The sequence below is a fragment of the Bradyrhizobium sp. genome (genome assembly GCF_050014615.1).
GTDB lineage: Bacteria > Pseudomonadota > Alphaproteobacteria > Rhizobiales > Xanthobacteraceae > Bradyrhizobium.
This window is the reverse complement of the sequence record NZ_JBEKCZ010000097.1, coordinates 1-19017: the sequence shown is the minus strand read 5'-3', so window position 1 is coordinate 19017 and position 19017 is coordinate 1. Positions and strand designations below refer to the sequence as shown.

Sequence of the window (19017 nt, the reverse complement as noted above, 5' to 3'; positions counted from 1 at the left end):
GTTGGATTTGGCGGGCGACGGATGGTCGCCGACCGTCATCAGCGGAATGTCGCCGGCGCGCGGCAAGGCGTAGTCCATGAACGAGCCGGTGATCGGCTGGCCGCTCTCGTCGTAGCTGACTTCTTCCATCAGCGCCTGCCCGATGCCCTGCGCGACGCCGCCATGCAACTGGCCCGCGACGATCATCGGATTGACGATGGTGCCGAAATCGTTGACGCCGGTATAGCGCACGATCTGCACCACGCCGGTTTCGGGATCGATCTCGACTTCCGAGACATGACAGCCGTTGGGAAAGGTCGAGGGCGTGTCCTTGCTGTTATGATCGACATCGAGCGAGGAGGGGACGCCTTCCGGCATCTTGCCTTCGCGCAACCGTTGCGACAGCTCCATGATATCGATGCTGCGGTCGGTGCCGGCGATGGTGAAGCGGCCGTTGGCGAATTCGATATCGCCTTCCGCGGCTTCCATCAGGTGGGCGGCCGCCTGCTTGCCCTTGGCGATCACCAAAGCGGAGGATTCGACGATCGCCGTTCCCGTCGCGGTGATCGAGCGGGAGCCGCCGGTACCGTTGCCGAAACGTACCAGATCGCTGTCGCCCTGTTCGAGCTTGACCTTGTCGAAGGGCACGCCGAGCTGCGCACACAGCACCTGCGCGAACGGCGCCGCATGGCCCTGGCCGTAATCGAGCGTGCCGGTGAACAATTTGACTGAACCGTCGGCTTCGAACACGATCTTGCCGAGTTCGCCGCTGGGCGGGGCGGTGACTTCGAGATAGGAGCCGACCGCGATGCCGCGCAGTTTGCCGCGCTTGCGGCTCTCCTTTTTCCGCCTGGCGAAGCCGGCGTGATCGGAAATCGCAAGCGCCTTGTCGAACACGCCCTGGAAATCGCCGCTGTCATAAATGACGCCGGACGACGCCGCGAACGGCATCTGGGTCTGCTTGATGAAGTTGCGCTTGCGCAGCGTCAGCCGGTTGATGCCCATCTCATCGGCGGCGCGATCGATCAGGCGTTCCATGTAGTAGTTGGCTTCGGGGCGCCCGGCGCCGCGATAGGCGCCCATATGGGTGGTGTTGGTCACCACGCATTTGATGTCGACGCTCATCAGCGGTGTCCGATAGACGCTGGCGAGGTTCTTGCCGGTGTTGAGCGACAACGGACCCGGTGCGACCCCGGTGATGTAGGCGCCGAGATTGCCATAGCCCGCGAGCTTGACCGCCAGGAACTTGCCGTCGCCGTCGAGTGCGAGCTCGGCGTGAATCTTTTGCGAGCGGCCGTGGCTGTCGGAAAGAAAGCTGATCGACCGCTCGTCGGTCCACTTCACCGGTTTGCCCAGCACCTTCGCGGCATAGAGGATGCACATGTATTCGGGGTAGTTGATGTTCTTCATGCCGAAGGAGCCGCCGACATTCGCGGTCAGGATACGAACCTTCTCGTTCGGCAGTTTCATGTTCTTGGCGAGGTTGACCCGGTTGCCGGCGACGCCCTGGGTCGGGACCTGAATCGTGAAACGCCCGCTGGCCTTGTCGTAAGAGGCGAGGGCGGCGCGCGGCTCCATCGCCACCACAGCGACGCGGGTGTTGACGATATCGAGCCTGGTGACATGCGCGGCCGCGGCGAAGGCGGCATCGACCTTGGCGCTGTCGCCAAAGTGATAGTCGAGGGCAATGTTGTTGGGGATGTGATCGTAGAGCTGGGGCGCGCCGGGCTTGGCCGCTTCTTCGGCGCTGGTCACGGCCGGCAAGGGATCGATATCGAGCACCACCGCTTCGCCGGCATCGCGCGCCTGCGCCAGCGTCTCGGCGACCACGAAGGCCACGGCGTCGCCGACATAACGCACCTTGTCGGTCATCAGCGGCAGGCGGTTGGTCTGCAGCAGTGGCGAGCCGTCGCGATTTTTGAGCGGTAGGCCGCAGGTGAAGGGTTCGTAACCGGCCAGATCCGTTCCGGTCCAGACCCCGAGCACGCCGGGCATCGCCTTGGCATCCCCAGTGTCGATGCCGCGAAGGATGCCGTGGGCGTGACTGGAGCGCACGATCCAGGCATAGGCCTGCCCCGGCAGGTTGAAATCGTCGGTGTATTTGCCCTTGCCGCGCACCAGCGTGTCATCTTCCGGGCGGCGGACAGGCTGCCCCACGCCATATTTTTGCAGTGCAATAGCGTTGTCCAGCGCGGACGGAGACGTGTGATCTTGCATTGAAAGTACCTGGAATCCCGATTTTTTTGCGATTTTGCCGTGCCTTATCCAGATAATGCACCCATATCCCAACGACAACGGCTGATTGGGCATGGTTCCATGTCGAGGGTTGTTGCGCCGCTCTTTGGCGCTGCTAGAGTTTCGGTGAAACAAGGTTCCTCGTCGGCCCGTATTGGTCGGGGAAAGATATTTGATGAACGATGACACGCGGCTTCGGGACGGCCTTGCGTCGCTCGAAGGCCCGATAGTACCGGTCGCGGTGGGCGATGGCGGGGAGGCGGGCCTGGTACCGGGTTCCGGCGTCTACGCGGCGCTCGACCTCGGCACCAATAATTGCCGGCTCTTGATCGCCTGTCCGACCGACGATGGATTTCGCGTGGTTGATTCGTTCTCGCGCATTATCCGGCTCGGCGAGGGAATTTCCGCGACCGGCTATATCAGCGAGGCGGCGATCGAACGCGCCATCGCTGCGTTGAGCATTTGCCGCGACAAGATCCAGTCCAGGAAGGCCAGGCGGCTGCGGCTGATCGCAACCGAAGCCTGCCGTGCGGCTTCGAACGCCGACGGCTTTCGGGACCGGGTCGCGGCGGAGACCGGGATCCGCCTCGAAGTGATCGACCGCGAGACCGAAGCCGCGCTGGCCGTCATCGGTTGTTCGCCGCTGCTCGATACGAACGGGCGGGGCGCCATTCTGTTCGACATCGGCGGCGGCTCGACCGAACTGGTTCGAATCGAGCGCGATCCGGGTGAGCCAAATCCAGCGCCGCGCATCAAGGCATGGATGTCGATTCCGCTCGGGGTGGTTTCGCTGGCCGAGCGCTTTGGCGGCCGCGATGTCACCGCGCAATCCTATGCCCAGATGGTGCAGGAGGTCGCCAGACATGTCGGACCGTTCGCGGCCGAGCACGGCGGCGATCTCAGGGATATGCACCTGCTCGGTACCTCCGGCACCGTGACCACGCTGGCCGGCGTCCATCTCAATCTGGCGCGATACGATCGCCGCCGGATCGATGGCGTCTGGATGAACAATGCGGATGTGACCGCCACCATCGCGCGGCTGCTCGGGATGAGTTACCGGGAACGCGCCGCCAATCATTGCATCAGTGTCGAGCGCGCCGATCTGGTGCTGGCGGGCTGTGCCATCCTCGATGCGATCCGCCATGCGTTCCCGCTGCCGAGGTTGCGCGTCGCCGACCGCGGCCTGCGCGAGGGGATGCTGGTCGAGATGATGCGCGAGGACGGGGCGCTCAGCGCCAGCCGTTAGGCGCGCCGGCCTGCAATGTGCTAGAGCGCTGATCCGACCAGAGCGGTCACAAGGCAAGCAAATCGACATGGCGAAAGACACCACCGGACGACTGCGCGTCACCGTCAAGAGCGCCGGCAGAATGAAGCTGTCGTCGAAGCTCTGGCTGGAGCGGCAGCTCAACGATCCCTATGTGGCGCAGGCCAAACGGGATGGACTGCGCTCGCGCGCGGCCTACAAGCTGATCGAGATCGACGACAAGTACCATTTCCTGAAGTCCGGCATCACGGTAGTCGATCTCGGTGCGGCGCCCGGCGGCTGGAGCCAGATCGCCGCCAAACGCGTCGGCGCCGCCGACGGCAGGGGCAAGGTGGTCGCGATCGATCTATTGGAGATGCCGGAGATCGCGGGCGTCACGTTCGCGCAGCTCGATTTCCTGACCGATGACGCACCGATCAAATTGCTGGCGATGATGGGCGGCCGCGCCGATGTCGTGTTGTCGGACATGGCCGCCAACACCACCGGCCATCGCAAGACCGATCAGCTGCGCATCCTGGGATTGGTGGAGGGCGCGGCAGCCTTTGCCGCCGACGTGCTCACTCCCGGCGGGACCTTTGTCGCCAAGGTTTTTCAAAGCGGCGCCGATGCCACGCTGATGACCCAGCTCAAGCAGGATTTCGCCACCGTCAAGCACGTCAAGCCGGCCTCGAGCCGCAAGGATTCCTCCGAACGCTACGTGCTGGCAATGGGATTTCGCGGGCAGGCGAAAACAGAATAATCTATCGCGCCGTCATTGCCTGCGACAAACGCGAAGCGTTTGCGCAAGGGAGCGCAAGCGACGAAGCAATCCATTCTTTCTTGCCGTCCCATGGATTGCTTCGCGGAGCCTGTCATCGGGCGCGCGTTCGCGCGACCCGTTGGCTCGCAATGACGAAAAAACGTCTTGCTCTATCCCAGCCGCTGATCCCTGGCGTTGGCGGTCTCGGTGGCCGCGGTCTCTTCCGGTTCGGCGTCGCGCTCCGGGCTGGAAACCACGACCACGCCGCGTCCGGACACCTGATGGCCGGCATCGGCGGGCATCTGGTAGAAGAAATACGCTGAAACCGTCGAAATGATCGACACCACGACGAACGCCGGCACGAAATCGGCGGCGCTGATCACGCTCGCATGGTTCAGCAGCATGGTCGATTCCACCGAGAACGCACCGACCGCGACGCCGGCGGACACCGCCAGCTGCTGGTTGACACTGACCAGCGTGGTGGCGCGGCTCATCTGCGCCGGCTCGACTTCCGCATAGGCCAGCGTGTTGATGGCGGTGAATTGCAGCGACCGGAAGAAGCCGCCGACCACCAAGAGGATCATGATCAGCAGCAGCGGTGTCGTGATCGTGAACAGCGCGCAGGCGGCGAGGAAGATCGAACTCACCACCGCGTTGATCACCATGATGTTGCGAAAACCGAACGTCCGGATGATGCGCGCCGCCAGCGTCTTCATCCCCATGGCGCCGGCCGCGGAGGCAAAGGTCACCAGTCCCGATTTGAGCGGCGACAGGCCAAATCCGACCTGCATCAACAACGGTAGCAGAAACGGCAACGAGCCGATGCCGAGCCGGAACAGAAAACCGCCGACGATACTGGCGCGCATCGTCGGCAGGTTCAGCAGCGCGAAATCCAGCACCGGTGAGGCGGTCCGCTTGGCGTGGATCACATAGAGCGTCATGGAAATGGTGCCGATCGCGATCAGCGCGATGACGATGCTCCATGGCACCAGATTGAGGCCCGCGATCGAAAGTCCGAACGCGATGCCGCCGAGCCCGATCCCCGCCAGCACCAGTCCGTAGAGATCGAAGCGCTCCGGGTCCTCGCTGCGGATCGGATCGATGTAGCGCAGCGCCATGACGATGCCGAGCAGGCCGATCGGAATATTGATCAGGAAGATCCAGTGCCAGGACAGATAGGTGGTGATGAAGCCGCCGAGCGGCGGACCGATCACCGGCCCGACCAGCGCCGGCACCGTGACCCAGGCCATCGCATTCACCAGCGCGCTCTTGTCGATCGAGCGCAGCAGCACCAGCCGTCCGACCGGCGTCATCATCGCGCCGCCGACGCCTTGCAGGGTGCGCGCGATCACAAAATCCGTGACCGAGGTCGACAACGCGCAGCCGATCGAGCCGATCATGAACACGGCGACCGCGATCGAGAACACCGCGCGCGCGCCGAAGCGGTCGGCGGTCCAGCCGCTGGCCGGAATGAACACCGCCAGCGACAGCAGATACGAGGTGATGGCGAGCTTGAGCGTCAGCGGGCTGGTGCCGATGTCAGCTGCGATCGCCGGCAGCGAGGTCGCGATCACGGTCGAATCCATGTTTTCCATGAACAGGGCGGTGGCCACGATGAGCGGAATCAGGCGTTCTTTGTTCATCGGGATTCGGGAGAGCTCTTCGAGAGAATGAGGTGGCGCTGTAGCATCCTGGCCGGGGTCCGGCTATTGCGGAACGCCACGCGGCGACAAAATCTTGCGTGAATCTGCTTCGAGGCGACTCGCGTCGCCTTTATGGCCGCCAAGGTTCATCATCCCGCGGTCCATCGCATTTTGCGATTTCACGCTTGATGATTATATCTCATTATGCGATATATGAGATGTGAGGAAATCGCGTTTACTTCGGCCGCCGTCCGCCAATGGCGCAAGCTTACCGTGATGACGCGCGCGCAAATTGACGGCGTTCGCTGAAACCGGTGCTGGCGATGTGAAAGCGCTCAAAGGTGTGGCCGGAATGCGGTTGCGCGTCGGTGACTGGCGCGTGTTGTTCACGATCAAAGCCGATACCATCACAATTCACGCGGTCGGACACCTCCGAGACATTTACGACTGAGAGGATACAATGGCCAAAGCTGGCACCGTCAAAAGCAATGTCCAGTTCATCCGCACTCCCGATGGCGGTGATCTCGCCGTACTGCCGCGCATTGATTATGATCGGCTAATCGCCCTCGCGGCAGAGGCGCAGGAAGATACCGCTGCGAGCCGGATTGTCCGTAGTTCCACGCGCGCGATCAAGCAAGGTCGTGAAGTCGTGCTGCCGAAGGTTGTGGCCGATCGCCTCGCTAATGGCGAAAGCCCGATACGTGTCATCCGTGAATGGCGCGATATGATCCAGGGCGAACTCGCCGTCGCGGTCGGCATCAGCCAGAACTATCTGTCCGAGATAGAAAACGGTCGACGCAAAGGCCCCGCTGAGCTGCAGAAGAAATTCGCCCGTGCGCTCGGCGTGCCGATGGACCTTTTGATCGAATGAGACCAGACGGGCTCAAATCGTTTACCGGCCGCGACGTCGGCGCGCTGGTCGAGCCGTGAAAACGGTGTCGGCTATCGCGGAACCGCGGAAATCACCTGAAAGAGATTGATAAGCAATTTCAATTGTTTCTCGAAGAAATCTTGCGTCAAACCGTCCATCGCCGATCGTGTGGCAACCTTAACGGGCCGCCGCGTGCATAGCACCTGCGCTCGATAGGAGGTTGCCCCACAAGCCGCGCTGTGAGACCACGCTTTCAAGCCGTCAGGCTTTCCCCTTGTAGATTTTGTATGAAGAAGGAATGGCCCGGAATGGGATTACGCTCGCTTTTTGTTTTCGCGCTCGTTTTCGGGCTGTCTCCCGAGGCATTCGCCGGTGAGTCCGGCGGCATCTTCCATCGGGCATCGTGCACCGTCGTTCGATACTACGTCTCGAAGTACAGCGCGCCGGCGGCAGAGGCATGGGCGCGGAGCAAGGGCGCTACCGAGGCCGAAATTCAGGCTGCCCGCAGCTGTCTCAATGCAGCACCCGCGGCGGGCACGGTACGGACCGCCCAGGGGCTGAACTAAGCACTGAACTAAGCTGGCAGAAAGCCTGCGGAACGCGGCCGCGCCGCGTCCGCCGGTTCCGTGGAGGTGAAGGCCGCCTCTAGTCTTTGTTTTGACGCGTTTTCTTCACGCGAACCGGTATCCGGCCCGCGATCCAAATGCGGGGCAGGCTTTCGCGCGAAAACGCCCTCAGGCCCGCCGCATCCGCGCTGATGCGGGATTTGGGGCCGCGGCCCCTTTGATTCGTCATGGTGGCGTGCTATCGACCACCGCCAACCCTACCGATGGGCTCTGATTCGACGGTGACGCCAATTGCGTCGCCGACGGACCCGCTCATCCCGAGGTCGTATCGCGGCGAACGGGCCGCCGAATGGAGTTGGTAATGGCTGTTGTGCAGGGACTTCAGGGGATACGCGAAGCCTATACGTTCGACGATGTGCTTCTGAAACCCGGCCTTTCGGATATCCTGCCCTCGGAGGCCGATATCCGTTCGCACGTGACCCGCGCCATTCCGCTCAACATCCCGATTATCGCCTCCGCGATGGATACCGTCACCGAAGCCCGGATGGCGATCGCGATGGCGCAGTCGGGCGGCATCGGCGTCATCCACCGCAATTTCGACGTCGACGGTCAGGCCGCCCAGGTGCGGCAGGTCAAGAAATTCGAATCCGGAATGGTGGTCAATCCGCTGACGATCGGCCCCGATGCGATGCTGTCGGATGCGATGGCGTTGATGAAGGATCACGGTTTCTCCGGCATCCCGGTGGTCACGGGCGCTTCCAAGGGCGTGCCGGGCAAACTGGTCGGCATCCTCACCAACCGCGACGTGCGGTTTGCGACCGATCCGCGCCAGAAAATCTCCGAGCTGATGACGCACGAGAATCTGGTGACGGTGCGCCAGGGCGTCAGCCAGGACGAGGCGAAGCGGATGCTGCACCAGCATCGCATCGAGAAGCTGCTGGTGGTCGACGATCAATACCGCTGCGTCGGATTGATCACCGTCAAGGACATGGAAAAGGCGGTCGCGCATCCGCTCGCCTGCAAGGATGCGCAGGGACGGCTGCGGGTTGCCGCCGCGACCACCGTCGGCGAGGGCGGCCATGAGCGCACCGAGCGGCTGATCGACGCCGGCGTCGATCTGATCGTGGTGGATACCGCGCATGGCCATTCCTCCCGCGTGCTCGAGGCCGTCAACCGCATCAAGCGGCTCTCCAACGCGGTGCAGGTCATCGCCGGCAATATCGCGACCCAGGAGGGGGCGCAGGCCCTGATCGATGCCGGCGCGGATGCGATCAAGGTCGGGATCGGTCCCGGTTCGATCTGCACCACGCGGATTGTCGCCGGCGTCGGCGTGCCGCAGCTCACCGCGATCATGGATGCGGTCGAAGCGGCGAAGAAATCCAACGTGCCTGTCATCGCCGATGGCGGCATCAAATATTCCGGCGATCTGGCCAAGGCGCTCGCCGCCGGCGCCGATATCGTCATGGTCGGCTCGCTGCTCGCCGGCACCGACGAGACACCGGGCGAAGTATTTTTGTGGCAGGGCCGCTCCTACAAGGCCTATCGCGGCATGGGCTCGGTGGGCGCGATGGCGCGCGGTTCCGCCGACCGTTACTTTCAGCAGGACATCAAGGACACGCTCAAGCTGGTGCCGGAGGGGATCGAGGGTCAGGTGCCCTACAAGGGCCCGGTCGGAAACGTCATGCATCAGCTCGCCGGCGGCCTGCGCGCGGCGATGGGATATGTCGGCGCGCGAAACCTGGCCGAGTTCCACGCGAAAGCGCAGTTCGTGCGGATCACCGGCGCGGGCCTGCGCGAAAGCCATGTCCACGACGTCACCATCACCCGCGAAAGCCCGAATTATCCCGGCGGGGCCTGAGGCCGGCCGGCCCAAATTGACCACCACAAGGCGTGCGAAACGCGGTAGTGTTGCAACAGCATCGCTGCTTCGCACAGGAATTGACGCGCCATTGTGCCGCGGCGTCTCACAGATTCATCTCAACACCATTTAGAAAAGAAGTTGGTCATCATGGTCGATTGGTCGGACGACAGGATTGCTGCGCTTTCAGATCAGGATCTGAAGAATCTGCTGGTCAATGCGGAGCGGAAATCCGTCGCCGAGGTGATCGCGCAGTGCAAGGCCGAGATGGAGAAACGCGATGCCGCCAAGCCCCGCAAGGCCTCGAAGCCGCGCACCGAGCTGAAGGAATTCGAGCACGATATGTCCGCCCAGCTTGCCGCGGTCGGCAAGGAGTTGGCCGGGAAATACGATCTGTCCGAAGAAACCGCGAAAGTCCATTCGGCCGGCGTCAAGGGCTTCAAGGCGCACAAGCTGCTGGACGCCAAGGGCTACGCCAAGCTGGGCGGCATGCAGCGTGACGGCTCGGTCGCGGTCGATCGCTACATCTCCTACCGGCGCGGCAAGGACATCGTCTCGCTCAGCGTCTTTCTGCTCAAGGATCAGCCGATCGAGGCCCATGAATTTCAGGTGATCGCGCCGCTGGCCCTGCTCGAGGGTGGCAAGCCGGTCGCCGAGATCAGGCCGACGGCCACCGCGGCGCAGAAGCAGTCCGCCGATAGCGGGCTCGCGTTCAAGGATTTGCCGAGCGCGGCAGCGGCATTCGATGCTGCACTGGCGAAAATTACGGCGTAAAGTTCACAGCCCCGTCAGCCGTCATTGCGAGGAGCGAAGCGACGAAGCAATCCAGCTTTCTTTCCGCAACAACGATGGATTGCTTCGCGGAGTTTATCATCGGGCGGCGCTTTGCGCCGACCCGTTGGCTCGTAATGACGAAAGAAAAACTTGGAGGAAACAACCATGTCGCAATCGGCAAAACGCGTCGTTCTGGTCTCTCGCCCCGTCGGCGAGCCCAAGGCGTCCGACTTCCGTATCGAGGAATATGCGCCGCCTTCGGCCGGCGCGGGCCAGGTCCTGCTGCGCACCATCTGGCTGTCGCTCGATCCCTACATGCGCGGGCGGATGAGCGATGGCCCGTCCTATGCGGCGCCGGTGCCGATCGGCGGGGTGATGGAGGGCGGCACGGTGAGCGAGGTGATGGCCTCGAACAATCCGGGCTTTGCCAAGGGTGACATCGTGTTGTCGCGCGCCGGCTGGCAATCGTATGCGCTTTCCGACGGCAAGGATCTGCGCAAGGTCGACCCAAAACTCGCCCCGGTCTCGACCGCGGTAGGCGTGCTCGGCATGCCCGGCATGACCGCCTACACCGGCCTGCTCGATATCGGCAAGCCGCAATCGGGCGAAACCGTCGTGGTGGCGGCGGCCTCCGGCGCGGTCGGCTCAGCGGTCGGCCAGATCGCCAAAATCAAGGGCGCGCGTGCCGTCGGCATCGCGGGCGGCAAAGACAAATGCGATTACGTCAAACGTGAACTCGGTTTCGACGACTGCCTCGATCATCGCGATCCCGATCTCGCCGCCAAGCTGAAGGACGCCTGCCCGAAGGGGATCGACGTCTATTTCGAGAATGTCGGCGGCGCGGTGTTCGAGGCAGTGTTTCCGCTGCTCAATGCGTTCGCGCGCGTGCCGGTGTGCGGCCTGATCGCCCACTACAACGACACGCAAGCATCGGCGCCGAAATGGGCCGCATCGATGATGCGCGCGGTGCTGACCAAGCGCCTGACGATCAGGGGCTTCATCGTCAGCGATTTCGCCGCGCGTCATGCGGATTTCCTGCGTGACATGTCGCAATGGGTGCGCGAGGGCAAACTCAAACATCGCGAATTCGTCACAGAAGGGCTGGACAGTGCGCCCGGCGCGTTCATCGGTCTTCTCAAGGGCGCCAATTTCGGCAAGCAGCTGGTGCGGGTCGGGCCCGACGCGGCGTGAGCCGGGCCTGATCAGGCCTGCCCCCAGGACGAAAGCTTCCGGCCTCGAACCATCGCATACGCATCATGCAACATGGTGTCTGTGGACGGCTGCCTATCCATAGTACATGGCGCGGGTGACGGGACGCCTCGTCACCTGTCTGGAAAGTTCTAGGGCATGTCCACGGATGCAACGGCGGCGACGCGACCGGCTTCGCCCGCGATGGATGGTTTGCCGCCGGAGCGCCGGCGCTGGGCCGTGGCCGCGATCTTTACCGCGCTCGCGATGGCCTCGCTGGACACCGCCATCGCCAACATCGCCTTGCCGGCCATCGCCGCCGATCTTCACGTCAGCCCGGCGGACGTGGTCTGGGTGGTCAATGTCTACCAGATCGCGCTGGTCGCCACGCTGTTGCCGCTGGGCGCGCTCGGCGAAATCGTCGGCCACGAACGCATCTATCTCGGCGGCCTGGTGTTGTTCACCCTGGCGTCGCTCGGATGCGCGCTGGCATGGTCGCTGCCGAGCCTGCTGATTTTCCGGGCGCTGCAGGGGCTCGGCGCCAGCGGAATCATGAGCGTGAATTCGGCGCTGATACGGTTTGTCTACCCGAGCCGTATGCTGGGCCGCGGCTTCGGTCATAACGCGCTGGTGGTCGCGACCGCCTTTACGCTGGGGCCGACGATCGCTTCGGGCATCCTGGCGATCGGGTCGTGGCCCTGGCTGTTCGCGGTCAACATTCCCTTCGGCCTGATCGCGATCGGCATCGGGCTGAAGACCTTGCCGCATCCGCCCCGCGCCGTGCACGCGTTCGATTTTCCCGGTGCCATCATGGCCGCGGGCTGCCTCGGTCTCTTCATCATCGGGATCGGCAGCGCGGCGCATAAAGCGTGGCCCGGCGCGGTCGCGATCGAGCTCACCGCCGCGATCGTGCTGGGCGCGCTGCTGATGCGCCGGCAGGCGGATCATCCGGCGCCGATGTTGCCGATCGACCTGTTTCGCCGGCCGGTGTTCGCGCTCTCTGCCGCCACCTCGGTGTGCTCGTTCGCGGTGCAGGGACTGGCGTTCGTCTCATTGCCATTTTATTTCGAGGACATCCTGTTGCGGACGCAGGTCGAGACCGGCTTCTTCATGACGCCGTGGCCGCTGGTGGTGGCGTTCATGGCGCCGATCGGGGGCCGGCTGTCCGACCGCTATCCCGCGGGTATTCTCGGCAGCCTTGGGCTGGCCCTGCTGTGCGTGGGGATGGTGCTATTGGCGACGCTGCCGGCGGCGCCAAGCATCGTCAACATCGTCTGGCGCATGGCGATCTGCGGCTTCGGGTTCGGCTTCTTTCAGACCCCGAACCTCAGGACGCTGATGTCGAGCGCGCCGCCGGATCGTAGCGGAAGCGCCAGCGGCATCGTGGCGACCGCGCGCCTGACCGGGCAAACCATCGGTGCCGCGCTGGCGGCCCTGTGCTTCGGTCTTGCTGGGCGCGAAGGCGCCACGCTGGCGCTGGCGCTCGGCGCGGGCTTTGCCGCGCTCGGAAGCGTGATGAGTGTCCTGCGGCTGGCGGTCGCGCCACGGCGCGGCGCCTGAAGCTTTAAAGTTTTTTACCCCCGCCGCACGCTGGCGCCGCCGTCCACTGGAAGCGTCACGCCGGTGATGAAGCCGGCCTCGTCCGAGGCCAGAAACAGCGCGGCATTGGCGACGTCCCAGCCGGTGCCCATTTTCCGGCGCAGCGGCACCTTGGCGTCGCGCTCGGCCTCGACCTCGGCGCGGCTTTTTCGGAAGGCGCGGGCGCGGGTGTCGACCGCCATCGGCGTGTTCATCAGGCCGGGCAGGATGACATTGGCGCGGATGCCATATTCGGCGTTCTGGTAGGCGAGCTGCTCGGTGAAGGCGATCATCGCCGCCTTGGTCGCCTTGTAGGCGACGTAGGGATAGGTGGTGATGGCGGCCATCGAGGAGATGTTGATGATGGCGCCGCTCATCTGCCGGCGCATGATCGGGATCACCTGCCGGCTGGCGAACATGCAGCTCTTGAGGTTGATCGCCACGCAGCGGTCGATCGCCTCTTCGGTGATCTCGAGCAGTTCCGCGTCGCCGCCGGAAAGGCTGACACCGACATTGTTGTGCAGGATGTCGACACGGCCCCAGCGCGCCTGCGCATCGGCGACCATGGCCTTGAGTTCGGCCTCCCGTGTGACGTCGGCCCTGAACGCCACCGACGTGCCGGGCTTGCCGCCGATCATGTCGACGGTCTCCTGCGCCGATGCGAGATTGTGATCCACGCACAATACCCTGGCGCCTTCGCGCGCGAAGGTAAGCGCGGTGGCGCGGCCGTTGCCGATGCCCTCGCCGGGGCTCTGGCCGGCGCCGACGACGATGGCGACGCGATCTTTCAGGCGCATGTCGTTCTCTCCCGTCAATGGGGTACTGGCTCAGTACCTCTTTTTGAGCTGGCTCGTTGTTGATCGCCGCTGCGCTGACGACACTAGTTCAATCGCAGGACAGACGCCAATTTTCGCGGCCGTCGGGCGCGCGAGGAGTTAGAGCCGCTAAGCTACGGGCCAAGCTTCAGCGAATCCAGATCAATGTCGATCTGCCCCGGGGCTCTGACGTGACGGACCTCAAAGCTGTCGGGCTGGAAGCGGTATTCCACCAGTCCGACTTCCTTGGCGCCGATCACTTGCTGGATTCGGTCGGGAACGATGAAGCCGGTGGAGGGCGCCCAGATGTGGCGGATGTGGGCGTAAGTAAAATCCCGGCGCTGGTGAACATGGCCGCTGGCGACCAGCCGCAGATCGACCGCGCGCAGCATTTCCACAAGATGGATCCGCGCCGGCATCGGAACATAACGGATCGATGTCGCCACCAGTTCCGGATCGTCGGGCGCATTCAAATAGAGCGGCTTGTGCAGGAACAGCGCCACCGGTTTGCCGTGGGTGCTTTGCAGTTGCGAGGCGAGCCAGTCGAATTGCTCGGTCTCGCTGCCAAGGCCGGTGTTCATGATCAGCGAATTGAGGCCGATGAAACACCAGCCGGCGGCGTCGAAGCGCCAGCGGTCTTCGCCGAAGATGGCCAGAAAAGCCTGCCGGTGCGCTTCGGTGGCCGGTTGCGACGGCGCCGGGCCGACCTCGGTTGGATTGTCGCCGATGTCGTGATTACCGGGCAGATAACGGCAGGGCGCCGCCAGCGCATCGTGCAGCCCCTTGGCGAATTCGAGATCATCGCGATGGGTCGGGCCGTCGAAGCCGACGTCGCCGGAATTGACGACGAGATCGGGGCGCCGGGCATCGATGTAGTTGCGTACCCGGTCAAAATTGTCGATCACCGTCGGCAGGCGGCGCGCAAGATGCGTATCGGAAATCTGGGTCAGGCGAAATTCGGTCATGCACTATTCCTCCCGGCGCGATCATACCTTGGCCGGAAGTCGGAATCATGAAATCGAGAGGCTGCAGCGTGCTGGACTCTGCGCTGCAGCCTCTCATCGGGCTCGCTTTAAGGGCGAGACCCGGTGGCGGGTGGGACACCCGTTCACTGGTGCTCAGAGCACGCGATAGCGGATCGCAAAGGCGTCGTTCTGCTCGAGGCGGGTTTCTTCGCCTTTGCCAGGCGAGGCGACGCGATCGGCCAGATGCCACGGCCCGAACTCGTCGGACCGGCTGGGGTTGGCCGCGAGCCGGAGCTTGAACTGGCACTGCGTCTGGCCCGGCAAATTCAGGATCACGACACGGTCGGTGGTGCGAAAATCCAGCGCCACCGAACCCTTCAGCACGCTGCGACCGTCCGCGTCGGACACTTGCGCGCTCTGTACCTGGGCCAGCGTCTGGTTTCGGTCGGTGTGCAGTTCGATCTGGCTGTCGGCGAGCATGGTCGCGGTCGCTTTCGGCAGGCGGATTTCGAACTCGACCGCGGGCTTGGTGGGGTTGATGCCGAGATAGGCCAGCGCGGCATGGCGCATATCGTAGGCCGCAAAAGCAAGCAGTCCGAGCGCCAGTGCGGCGGCGAGGCCGTGCCGCACGACATCTCTCAGCGTGCGATACCCGGTTCGAAAATACACCGTCAGCAGGATCGCGACCGCCAGCGCGGCCGCGACGCCGGCCAGTCCCGACGTCACCAGAGCGAGCGAGCCGTCGGAGCCGTCGTCCGGGAACAGCCCGATTCCGTCGGCCAGCGCCCGGAGCAATGAGCTCACGGACGAGCCGGGCAGGCCGATGAGGTCGGCCGCGCCTTTCAGGACTGGGGATGATGCAAGGTTCATCGCAGGCATCTCGAAGAGCGTCTGGACCGGTTCGGGACGGAAATGTCTGCAACCGCTCTGGGTTGGTCACGGCAACCGCGATCGCGGTTCAATGGCGCGGATTGATTGTCAGCGCGGGGTCCGGTCGCTATAGAGCATGATCCGGAAAAGTGGGAACCGGTTTTCCCTCGCGACAAACGCCGGAGGCGTTTGCGCGGAGATCATGCTCAAACAAGAAAATGGGCGACGAGCATGATTCAACCCAGTTGAATCATGCTCTAGCGATGGTTCGCGCTTCATCCGGGGGGAGGGTTCCAATGTCGGTTCCAATGGTTTTGCTGCCGGTCTTTGTCCTGATCGGGCTCACTTTCGCGCTGTTACTGTGGATGGCTTTCGCCCGCCGGGACGCGCTGGTCGGCGGACAAACCAAGATCAGGGATATCGTGCTCGGACAGCCGAACTGGCCGGTCCGCGCCACCCAGATCGGCAATTGCTTCAAGAACCAGTTCGAACTGCCTGTTTTGTTTTACATTCTGATCGCGATCGCACTGCCGCTGCGGCATGCGGATTTCATCATCGTGGTGTTGTCCTGGGTGTTCGTGATCGCGCGGCTGGTGCATGCCGGGATCTTCGTGACCTCCAACGATCTCAATCGCCGCTCGCTGGCATGGTTCGCCGGCGTGCTGGTGCTGCTGGCGATGTGGATCTATTTCGCGCTTCGGATTCTGTTGTTGATCTGAGCCCGTCTATCCCTTCTCGCTGTCCCTTCTCGAACCGAAAGTTTTGAATGACTCCCGCAGCGCGGCTTTCCGCGGCCATCGAAATTATAGACACCATCGACGCGCAACGCATTCCGGCCGCGAAAGCGCTGAAGGAGTGGGGCACCGCGCATCGCTATGCCGGCTCGGGCGACCGCGCCGCGATCTCCGGCCTGATCTGGGACGTGCTGCGCCGCCGCGCCTCCAGCGCCTGGATCATGGAGGAGGACACGCCGCGCGCGCGGGTGCTGGGCATGTTGAAGCTCGAGCGCGGCCTCGACGCCGACGCCATCGCCGCTTTGTGCGACGGCGGCCGTTTCGCACCGGCGCCGCTGAGTGACGGCGAGCGCGCCGCGCTGGCGTCGCGCACGCTCGATGCGGCGCCCGCCCATATCGCCGGCGACTACCCGGAATGGCTCGACGCCACATTGGCGCAGGTATTCGGCGATGACCGGGTCGCGGAGGCGACCGCGATGGCGAGCCGGGCGCCGCTCGACCTGCGCGTCAACACCTTGAAGGCCAAGCGCGACAAGGTCGCGGCATCGACCGCGCATCTCGGCACCACGCCGACGCCGTGGTCGCCGATCGGGCTGCGCATCGATCTTGGCGCCGACGCCCGCAATCCCGGCATTCACGCCGAAGAAGACTTCATCAAGGGCGCCATCGAGGTGCAGGACGAGGGCTCCCAGCTCGCGGCGTTGCTGTCATCAGCCAAACCCGGCGAGCAGGTGATCGATCTCTGCGCCGGCGCCGGCGGCAAGACCCTGGCGCTGGCGGCGATGATGCAGGGCAAAGGAAGACTGATCGCGACCGATCACGACAAGCGTCAACTGGCGCCGATCTACGAGCGGCTGTCCCGCGCCGGCGTGCATAATTGCGATGTGCGCACCCCGAAGGGACCCAATGACACCCTGGATGATATCCATGCGTCCGCCGATCTGGTGCTGATCGACGCGCCCTGCACGGGAACCGGCACCTGGCGGCGCAACCCCGACGCCAAATGGCGGATGCGGCCCGGCGCGCTCGAGGTGCGGCTGAAGGACCAGGTCACGGTGCTGGATCGCGCTTCAGCGCTGGTCAAGCCGGGCGGACGGATCGCCTACATCACCTGCTCGGTGTTGCCGCCGGAAAATAACGACCAGATCCGCAGTTTTGTTGGCCGCCATCCCGAATTCGCGGTGGTCCCCCCGTCGCAGACCATGGCGGTACTCTGGGACAAAGCCGACGACTTCGCCGCCGCGACCCTTCAATCGCCGGAGGGTCTCTTAATGACCCCGCGCCGCACCGGAACCGACGGGTTTTTCGTGTCGGTGCTGAAAAGGCAGGCAGGGTCTTGAACGTCTAAGGGCCGCTAGCTCTCCTCTTCTCCCCTCCCTCCGCGCGCGCGTCAGCGCGTGGCGGGGAGGGGTCGGGGGTGGGGGGTCTTTCGACCCACGTCAACAGCTGAAGCACCCCCCACCCTTGATCTCGCGAGCGAGCTTCGCTCGCCTCGGACCCCACCGCTACGCGGGGGGAGGGAAAAGATCAGCCGTGGCCCGTTGCTCTTGAAAGACGTGGATGGCCGGGACAAGCCCGGCCATGACGGTTTTTCAGGGGTTGCGACCCAATCCCCGGTCGCGTAATTCCTTCCCATGACAGCAGCACAGCCAGCCCGCGAGTCGACGCCATCAGTGGCCTCGGCGCATGACAAGATTCTGATCGTCGATTTCGGCAGCCAGGTGACGCAACTGATCGCGCGCCGGGTGCGGGAAGAGGGGGTCTATTCCGAAATCGTGCCGTTCCAGAAGGCCGAAGCCGCGTTCGCGCAGATGAAGCCGAAGGCGGTTATCCTCTCCGGCGGCCCGGAATCGGTGCATGAGGCCGGCTCGCCGCGCGCGCCGCAGGCGATCTTCGATTCCGGCGTCCCGGTGCTCGGCATCTGCTACGGCCAGATGACCATGGCGGCCCAGCTCGGTGGCACCATCGAGGGCGGACATGCCAGGGAATTCGGCCGCGCCGATGTCGAGGTCAAGGCCGAAAGCCGGCTGTTCGATTCCACCTGGGGCCTGGGCGAGCGGCATCCGGTCTGGATGAGCCATGGCGACCGCATCACGCAGATGCCGCCGGGATTTGTCGTGGCCGGCACCTCCGCCAATGCGCCGTTCGCGGTCATCCAGGACGAGAAGCGCGGCTATTACGGGCTGATGTTCCATCCCGAGGTGGTGCACACCCCCGACGGCGCCAGGCTGATCCGCAATTTCGTGCGCAAGGTCGCAGGCCTCACCGGCGACTGGACCATGCGCGCGTTTCGCGAGGAGGCGATCGAGAAAATCCGCCATCAGGTCGGCAAGGGCCGGGTGATCTGCGGCCTGTCCGGCGGCGTCGACTCGGCCGTGGCCGCGGTGCTGATCCATGAAGCGATCGGCGACCAGCTGACTTGCGTGTTCGTCGATCACGGCCTGCTGCGCAAGGACGAAGGCAAGACCGTGGTCGATCTGTTCCGGCATCACTACAACATCCCGCTGGTGCATGTGGACGCCTCCAAACAGTTTCTGGGCGAGCTCGCCGGGGTCAGCGACCCCGAAGCCAAGCGCAAGACCATCGGACGGCTGTTCATCGACGTGTTCGACGTCGAAGCCAAGAAAATTGGCGGCGCCGAATTCCTGGCGCAGGGCACGCTCTATCCCGATGTGATCGAGAGCGTGTCGTTCACCGGCGGACCCTCGGTGACGATCAAGTCGCATCACAATGTCGGCGGCCTGCCCGCGCGGATGAACATGACGCTCGTCGAGCCCTTGCGCGAGCTGTTCAAGGACGAGGTGCGCGCGCTCGGCCGCGAACTCGGCCTGCCCCAGCATTTCGTCGGCCGGCATCCGTTTCCAGGCCCCGGCCTCGCGATTCGCATTCCCGGCGAGGTGACGCCCGAGCGGCTCGACATCCTGCGCAAGGCCGATGC

General features: G+C 64.0%; 16 protein-coding genes. 11 read left to right on the top strand and 5 right to left on the bottom strand.

Annotation, left to right across the window (positions count from 1 at the left end):
- On the bottom strand, positions 1-2196 hold a 2196-nt coding region (locus tag ABR948_RS16715), incomplete at its 3' end, for a xanthine dehydrogenase family protein molybdopterin-binding subunit (RefSeq protein ID WP_428119801.1).
- 193 nt (positions 2197-2389) lie between these two features.
- On the opposite strand from ABR948_RS16715, the gene ABR948_RS16710 reads away from it, so the two are divergent.
- Positions 2390-3460 carry a Ppx/GppA phosphatase family protein gene (locus ABR948_RS16710; RefSeq protein WP_428119799.1) on the top strand — a complete coding sequence of 357 codons (1071 nt, stop codon included), beginning with the start codon at positions 2390-2392 and terminating at the stop codon, positions 3458-3460.
- 67 nt (positions 3461-3527) lie between these two features.
- Positions 3528-4217 carry an RlmE family RNA methyltransferase gene (locus tag ABR948_RS16705; RefSeq protein WP_428119797.1) on the top strand — a complete coding sequence of 230 codons (690 nt, stop codon included), beginning with the start codon at positions 3528-3530 and terminating at the stop codon, positions 4215-4217.
- Between the two features lie 170 nt (positions 4218-4387).
- On the opposite strand, the gene ABR948_RS16700 is transcribed toward ABR948_RS16705, so the two are convergent.
- Positions 4388-5860 (bottom strand): DHA2 family efflux MFS transporter permease subunit, encoded by a 1473-nt coding sequence (locus ABR948_RS16700; RefSeq protein WP_428119795.1) that lies wholly within the window; start codon positions 5858-5860, stop codon positions 4388-4390.
- Positions 5861-6320: 460 nt separating this feature from the next.
- On the opposite strand from ABR948_RS16700, the gene ABR948_RS16695 reads away from it, so the two are divergent.
- The 6 genes from ABR948_RS16695 (at position 6321) to ABR948_RS16670 (ending at position 12677) form a co-directional block, all read left to right on the top strand.
- Entirely contained in the window at positions 6321-6731 is a 411-nt protein-coding gene (locus tag ABR948_RS16695) for a helix-turn-helix domain-containing protein (RefSeq protein WP_428119793.1), read from the top strand.
- Positions 6732-7039: 308 nt separating this feature from the next.
- The gene (locus ABR948_RS16690; protein WP_428119791.1) at positions 7040-7297 is read left to right on the top strand and encodes a hypothetical protein; all 258 of its coding nucleotides are present in this window, start codon (positions 7040-7042) and stop codon (positions 7295-7297) included.
- Between the two features lie 361 nt (positions 7298-7658).
- Entirely contained in the window at positions 7659-9155 is a 1497-nt protein-coding gene (gene guaB, locus ABR948_RS16685) for an IMP dehydrogenase (RefSeq protein WP_428119789.1), read from the top strand.
- Between the two features lie 150 nt (positions 9156-9305).
- Positions 9306-9929, top strand: coding sequence for a hypothetical protein (locus ABR948_RS16680; RefSeq protein ID WP_428119787.1), 624 nt, complete (start codon positions 9306-9308; stop codon positions 9927-9929).
- A gap of 165 nt (positions 9930-10094) precedes the next feature.
- Positions 10095-11120, top strand: a complete 1026-nt coding sequence (locus tag ABR948_RS16675; protein ID WP_428119785.1) for an NADPH-dependent curcumin/dihydrocurcumin reductase — start codon at positions 10095-10097, stop codon at positions 11118-11120.
- A 156-nt stretch (positions 11121-11276) separates the two neighbouring features.
- Positions 11277-12677, top strand: coding sequence for an MFS transporter (locus tag ABR948_RS16670; protein ID WP_428119783.1), 1401 nt, complete (start codon positions 11277-11279; stop codon positions 12675-12677).
- A gap of 14 nt (positions 12678-12691) precedes the next feature.
- Here the strand turns inward: ABR948_RS16670 and ABR948_RS16665 are convergent, their stop codons facing one another.
- The 3 genes from ABR948_RS16665 to ABR948_RS16655 form a co-directional block, all read right to left on the bottom strand.
- Entirely contained in the window at positions 12692-13492 is an 801-nt protein-coding gene (locus ABR948_RS16665) for an SDR family NAD(P)-dependent oxidoreductase (protein WP_428119781.1), read from the bottom strand.
- A gap of 152 nt (positions 13493-13644) precedes the next feature.
- The gene (locus tag ABR948_RS16660; protein WP_428119779.1) at positions 13645-14475 is read right to left on the bottom strand and encodes a metallophosphoesterase family protein; all 831 of its coding nucleotides are present in this window, start codon (positions 14473-14475) and stop codon (positions 13645-13647) included.
- Positions 14476-14628: 153 nt separating this feature from the next.
- Complete coding sequence (locus ABR948_RS16655; RefSeq protein WP_428119777.1) at positions 14629-15345, bottom strand: acriflavin resistance protein; 717 nt, start codon at positions 15343-15345, stop codon at positions 14629-14631.
- Between the two features lie 296 nt (positions 15346-15641).
- Between ABR948_RS16655 and ABR948_RS16650 the strand changes: the two genes are divergently transcribed.
- The 3 genes from ABR948_RS16650 to guaA all read left to right on the top strand — a co-directional run.
- The gene (locus tag ABR948_RS16650) at positions 15642-16064 is read left to right on the top strand and encodes an MAPEG family protein (RefSeq protein WP_428119775.1); all 423 of its coding nucleotides are present in this window, start codon (positions 15642-15644) and stop codon (positions 16062-16064) included.
- A gap of 47 nt (positions 16065-16111) precedes the next feature.
- The gene (locus tag ABR948_RS16645; protein WP_428119773.1) at positions 16112-17419 is read left to right on the top strand and encodes an RsmB/NOP family class I SAM-dependent RNA methyltransferase; all 1308 of its coding nucleotides are present in this window, start codon (positions 16112-16114) and stop codon (positions 17417-17419) included.
- 294 nt (positions 17420-17713) lie between these two features.
- On the top strand, positions 17714-19017 hold a 1304-nt coding region (gene guaA, locus ABR948_RS16640), incomplete at its 3' end, for a glutamine-hydrolyzing GMP synthase (protein ID WP_428119771.1).

What these genes read in the sequence shown, in the direction of transcription:
- ABR948_RS16710 (WP_428119799.1), top strand. Translation starts at nt 2,390, where the DNA reads ATGAACGATGACACGCGGCTTCGGGACGGCCTTGCGTCGCTCGAAGGC.
- ABR948_RS16695 (WP_428119793.1), top strand. Translation starts at nt 6,321, where the DNA reads ATGGCCAAAGCTGGCACCGTCAAAAGCAATGTCCAGTTCATCCGCACT.
- ABR948_RS16660 (WP_428119779.1), bottom strand. Translation starts at nt 14,475, where the DNA reads ATGACCGAATTTCGCCTGACCCAGATTTCCGATACGCATCTTGCGCGC.
- ABR948_RS16645 (WP_428119773.1), top strand. Translation starts at nt 16,112, where the DNA reads ATGACTCCCGCAGCGCGGCTTTCCGCGGCCATCGAAATTATAGACACC.
- ABR948_RS16670 (WP_428119783.1), top strand. Translation starts at nt 11,277, where the DNA reads ATGTCCACGGATGCAACGGCGGCGACGCGACCGGCTTCGCCCGCGATG.
- ABR948_RS16705 (WP_428119797.1), top strand. Translation starts at nt 3,528, where the DNA reads ATGGCGAAAGACACCACCGGACGACTGCGCGTCACCGTCAAGAGCGCC.
- ABR948_RS16650 (WP_428119775.1), top strand. Translation starts at nt 15,642, where the DNA reads ATGTCGGTTCCAATGGTTTTGCTGCCGGTCTTTGTCCTGATCGGGCTC.
- ABR948_RS16700 (WP_428119795.1), bottom strand. Translation starts at nt 5,860, where the DNA reads ATGAACAAAGAACGCCTGATTCCGCTCATCGTGGCCACCGCCCTGTTC.
- guaB (WP_428119789.1), top strand. Translation starts at nt 7,659, where the DNA reads ATGGCTGTTGTGCAGGGACTTCAGGGGATACGCGAAGCCTATACGTTC.
- ABR948_RS16675 (WP_428119785.1), top strand. Translation starts at nt 10,095, where the DNA reads ATGTCGCAATCGGCAAAACGCGTCGTTCTGGTCTCTCGCCCCGTCGGC.
- ABR948_RS16680 (WP_428119787.1), top strand. Translation starts at nt 9,306, where the DNA reads ATGGTCGATTGGTCGGACGACAGGATTGCTGCGCTTTCAGATCAGGAT.
- ABR948_RS16655 (WP_428119777.1), bottom strand. Translation starts at nt 15,345, where the DNA reads ATGAACCTTGCATCATCCCCAGTCCTGAAAGGCGCGGCCGACCTCATC.
- ABR948_RS16690 (WP_428119791.1), top strand. Translation starts at nt 7,040, where the DNA reads ATGGGATTACGCTCGCTTTTTGTTTTCGCGCTCGTTTTCGGGCTGTCT.
- ABR948_RS16665 (WP_428119781.1), bottom strand. Translation starts at nt 13,492, where the DNA reads ATGCGCCTGAAAGATCGCGTCGCCATCGTCGTCGGCGCCGGCCAGAGC.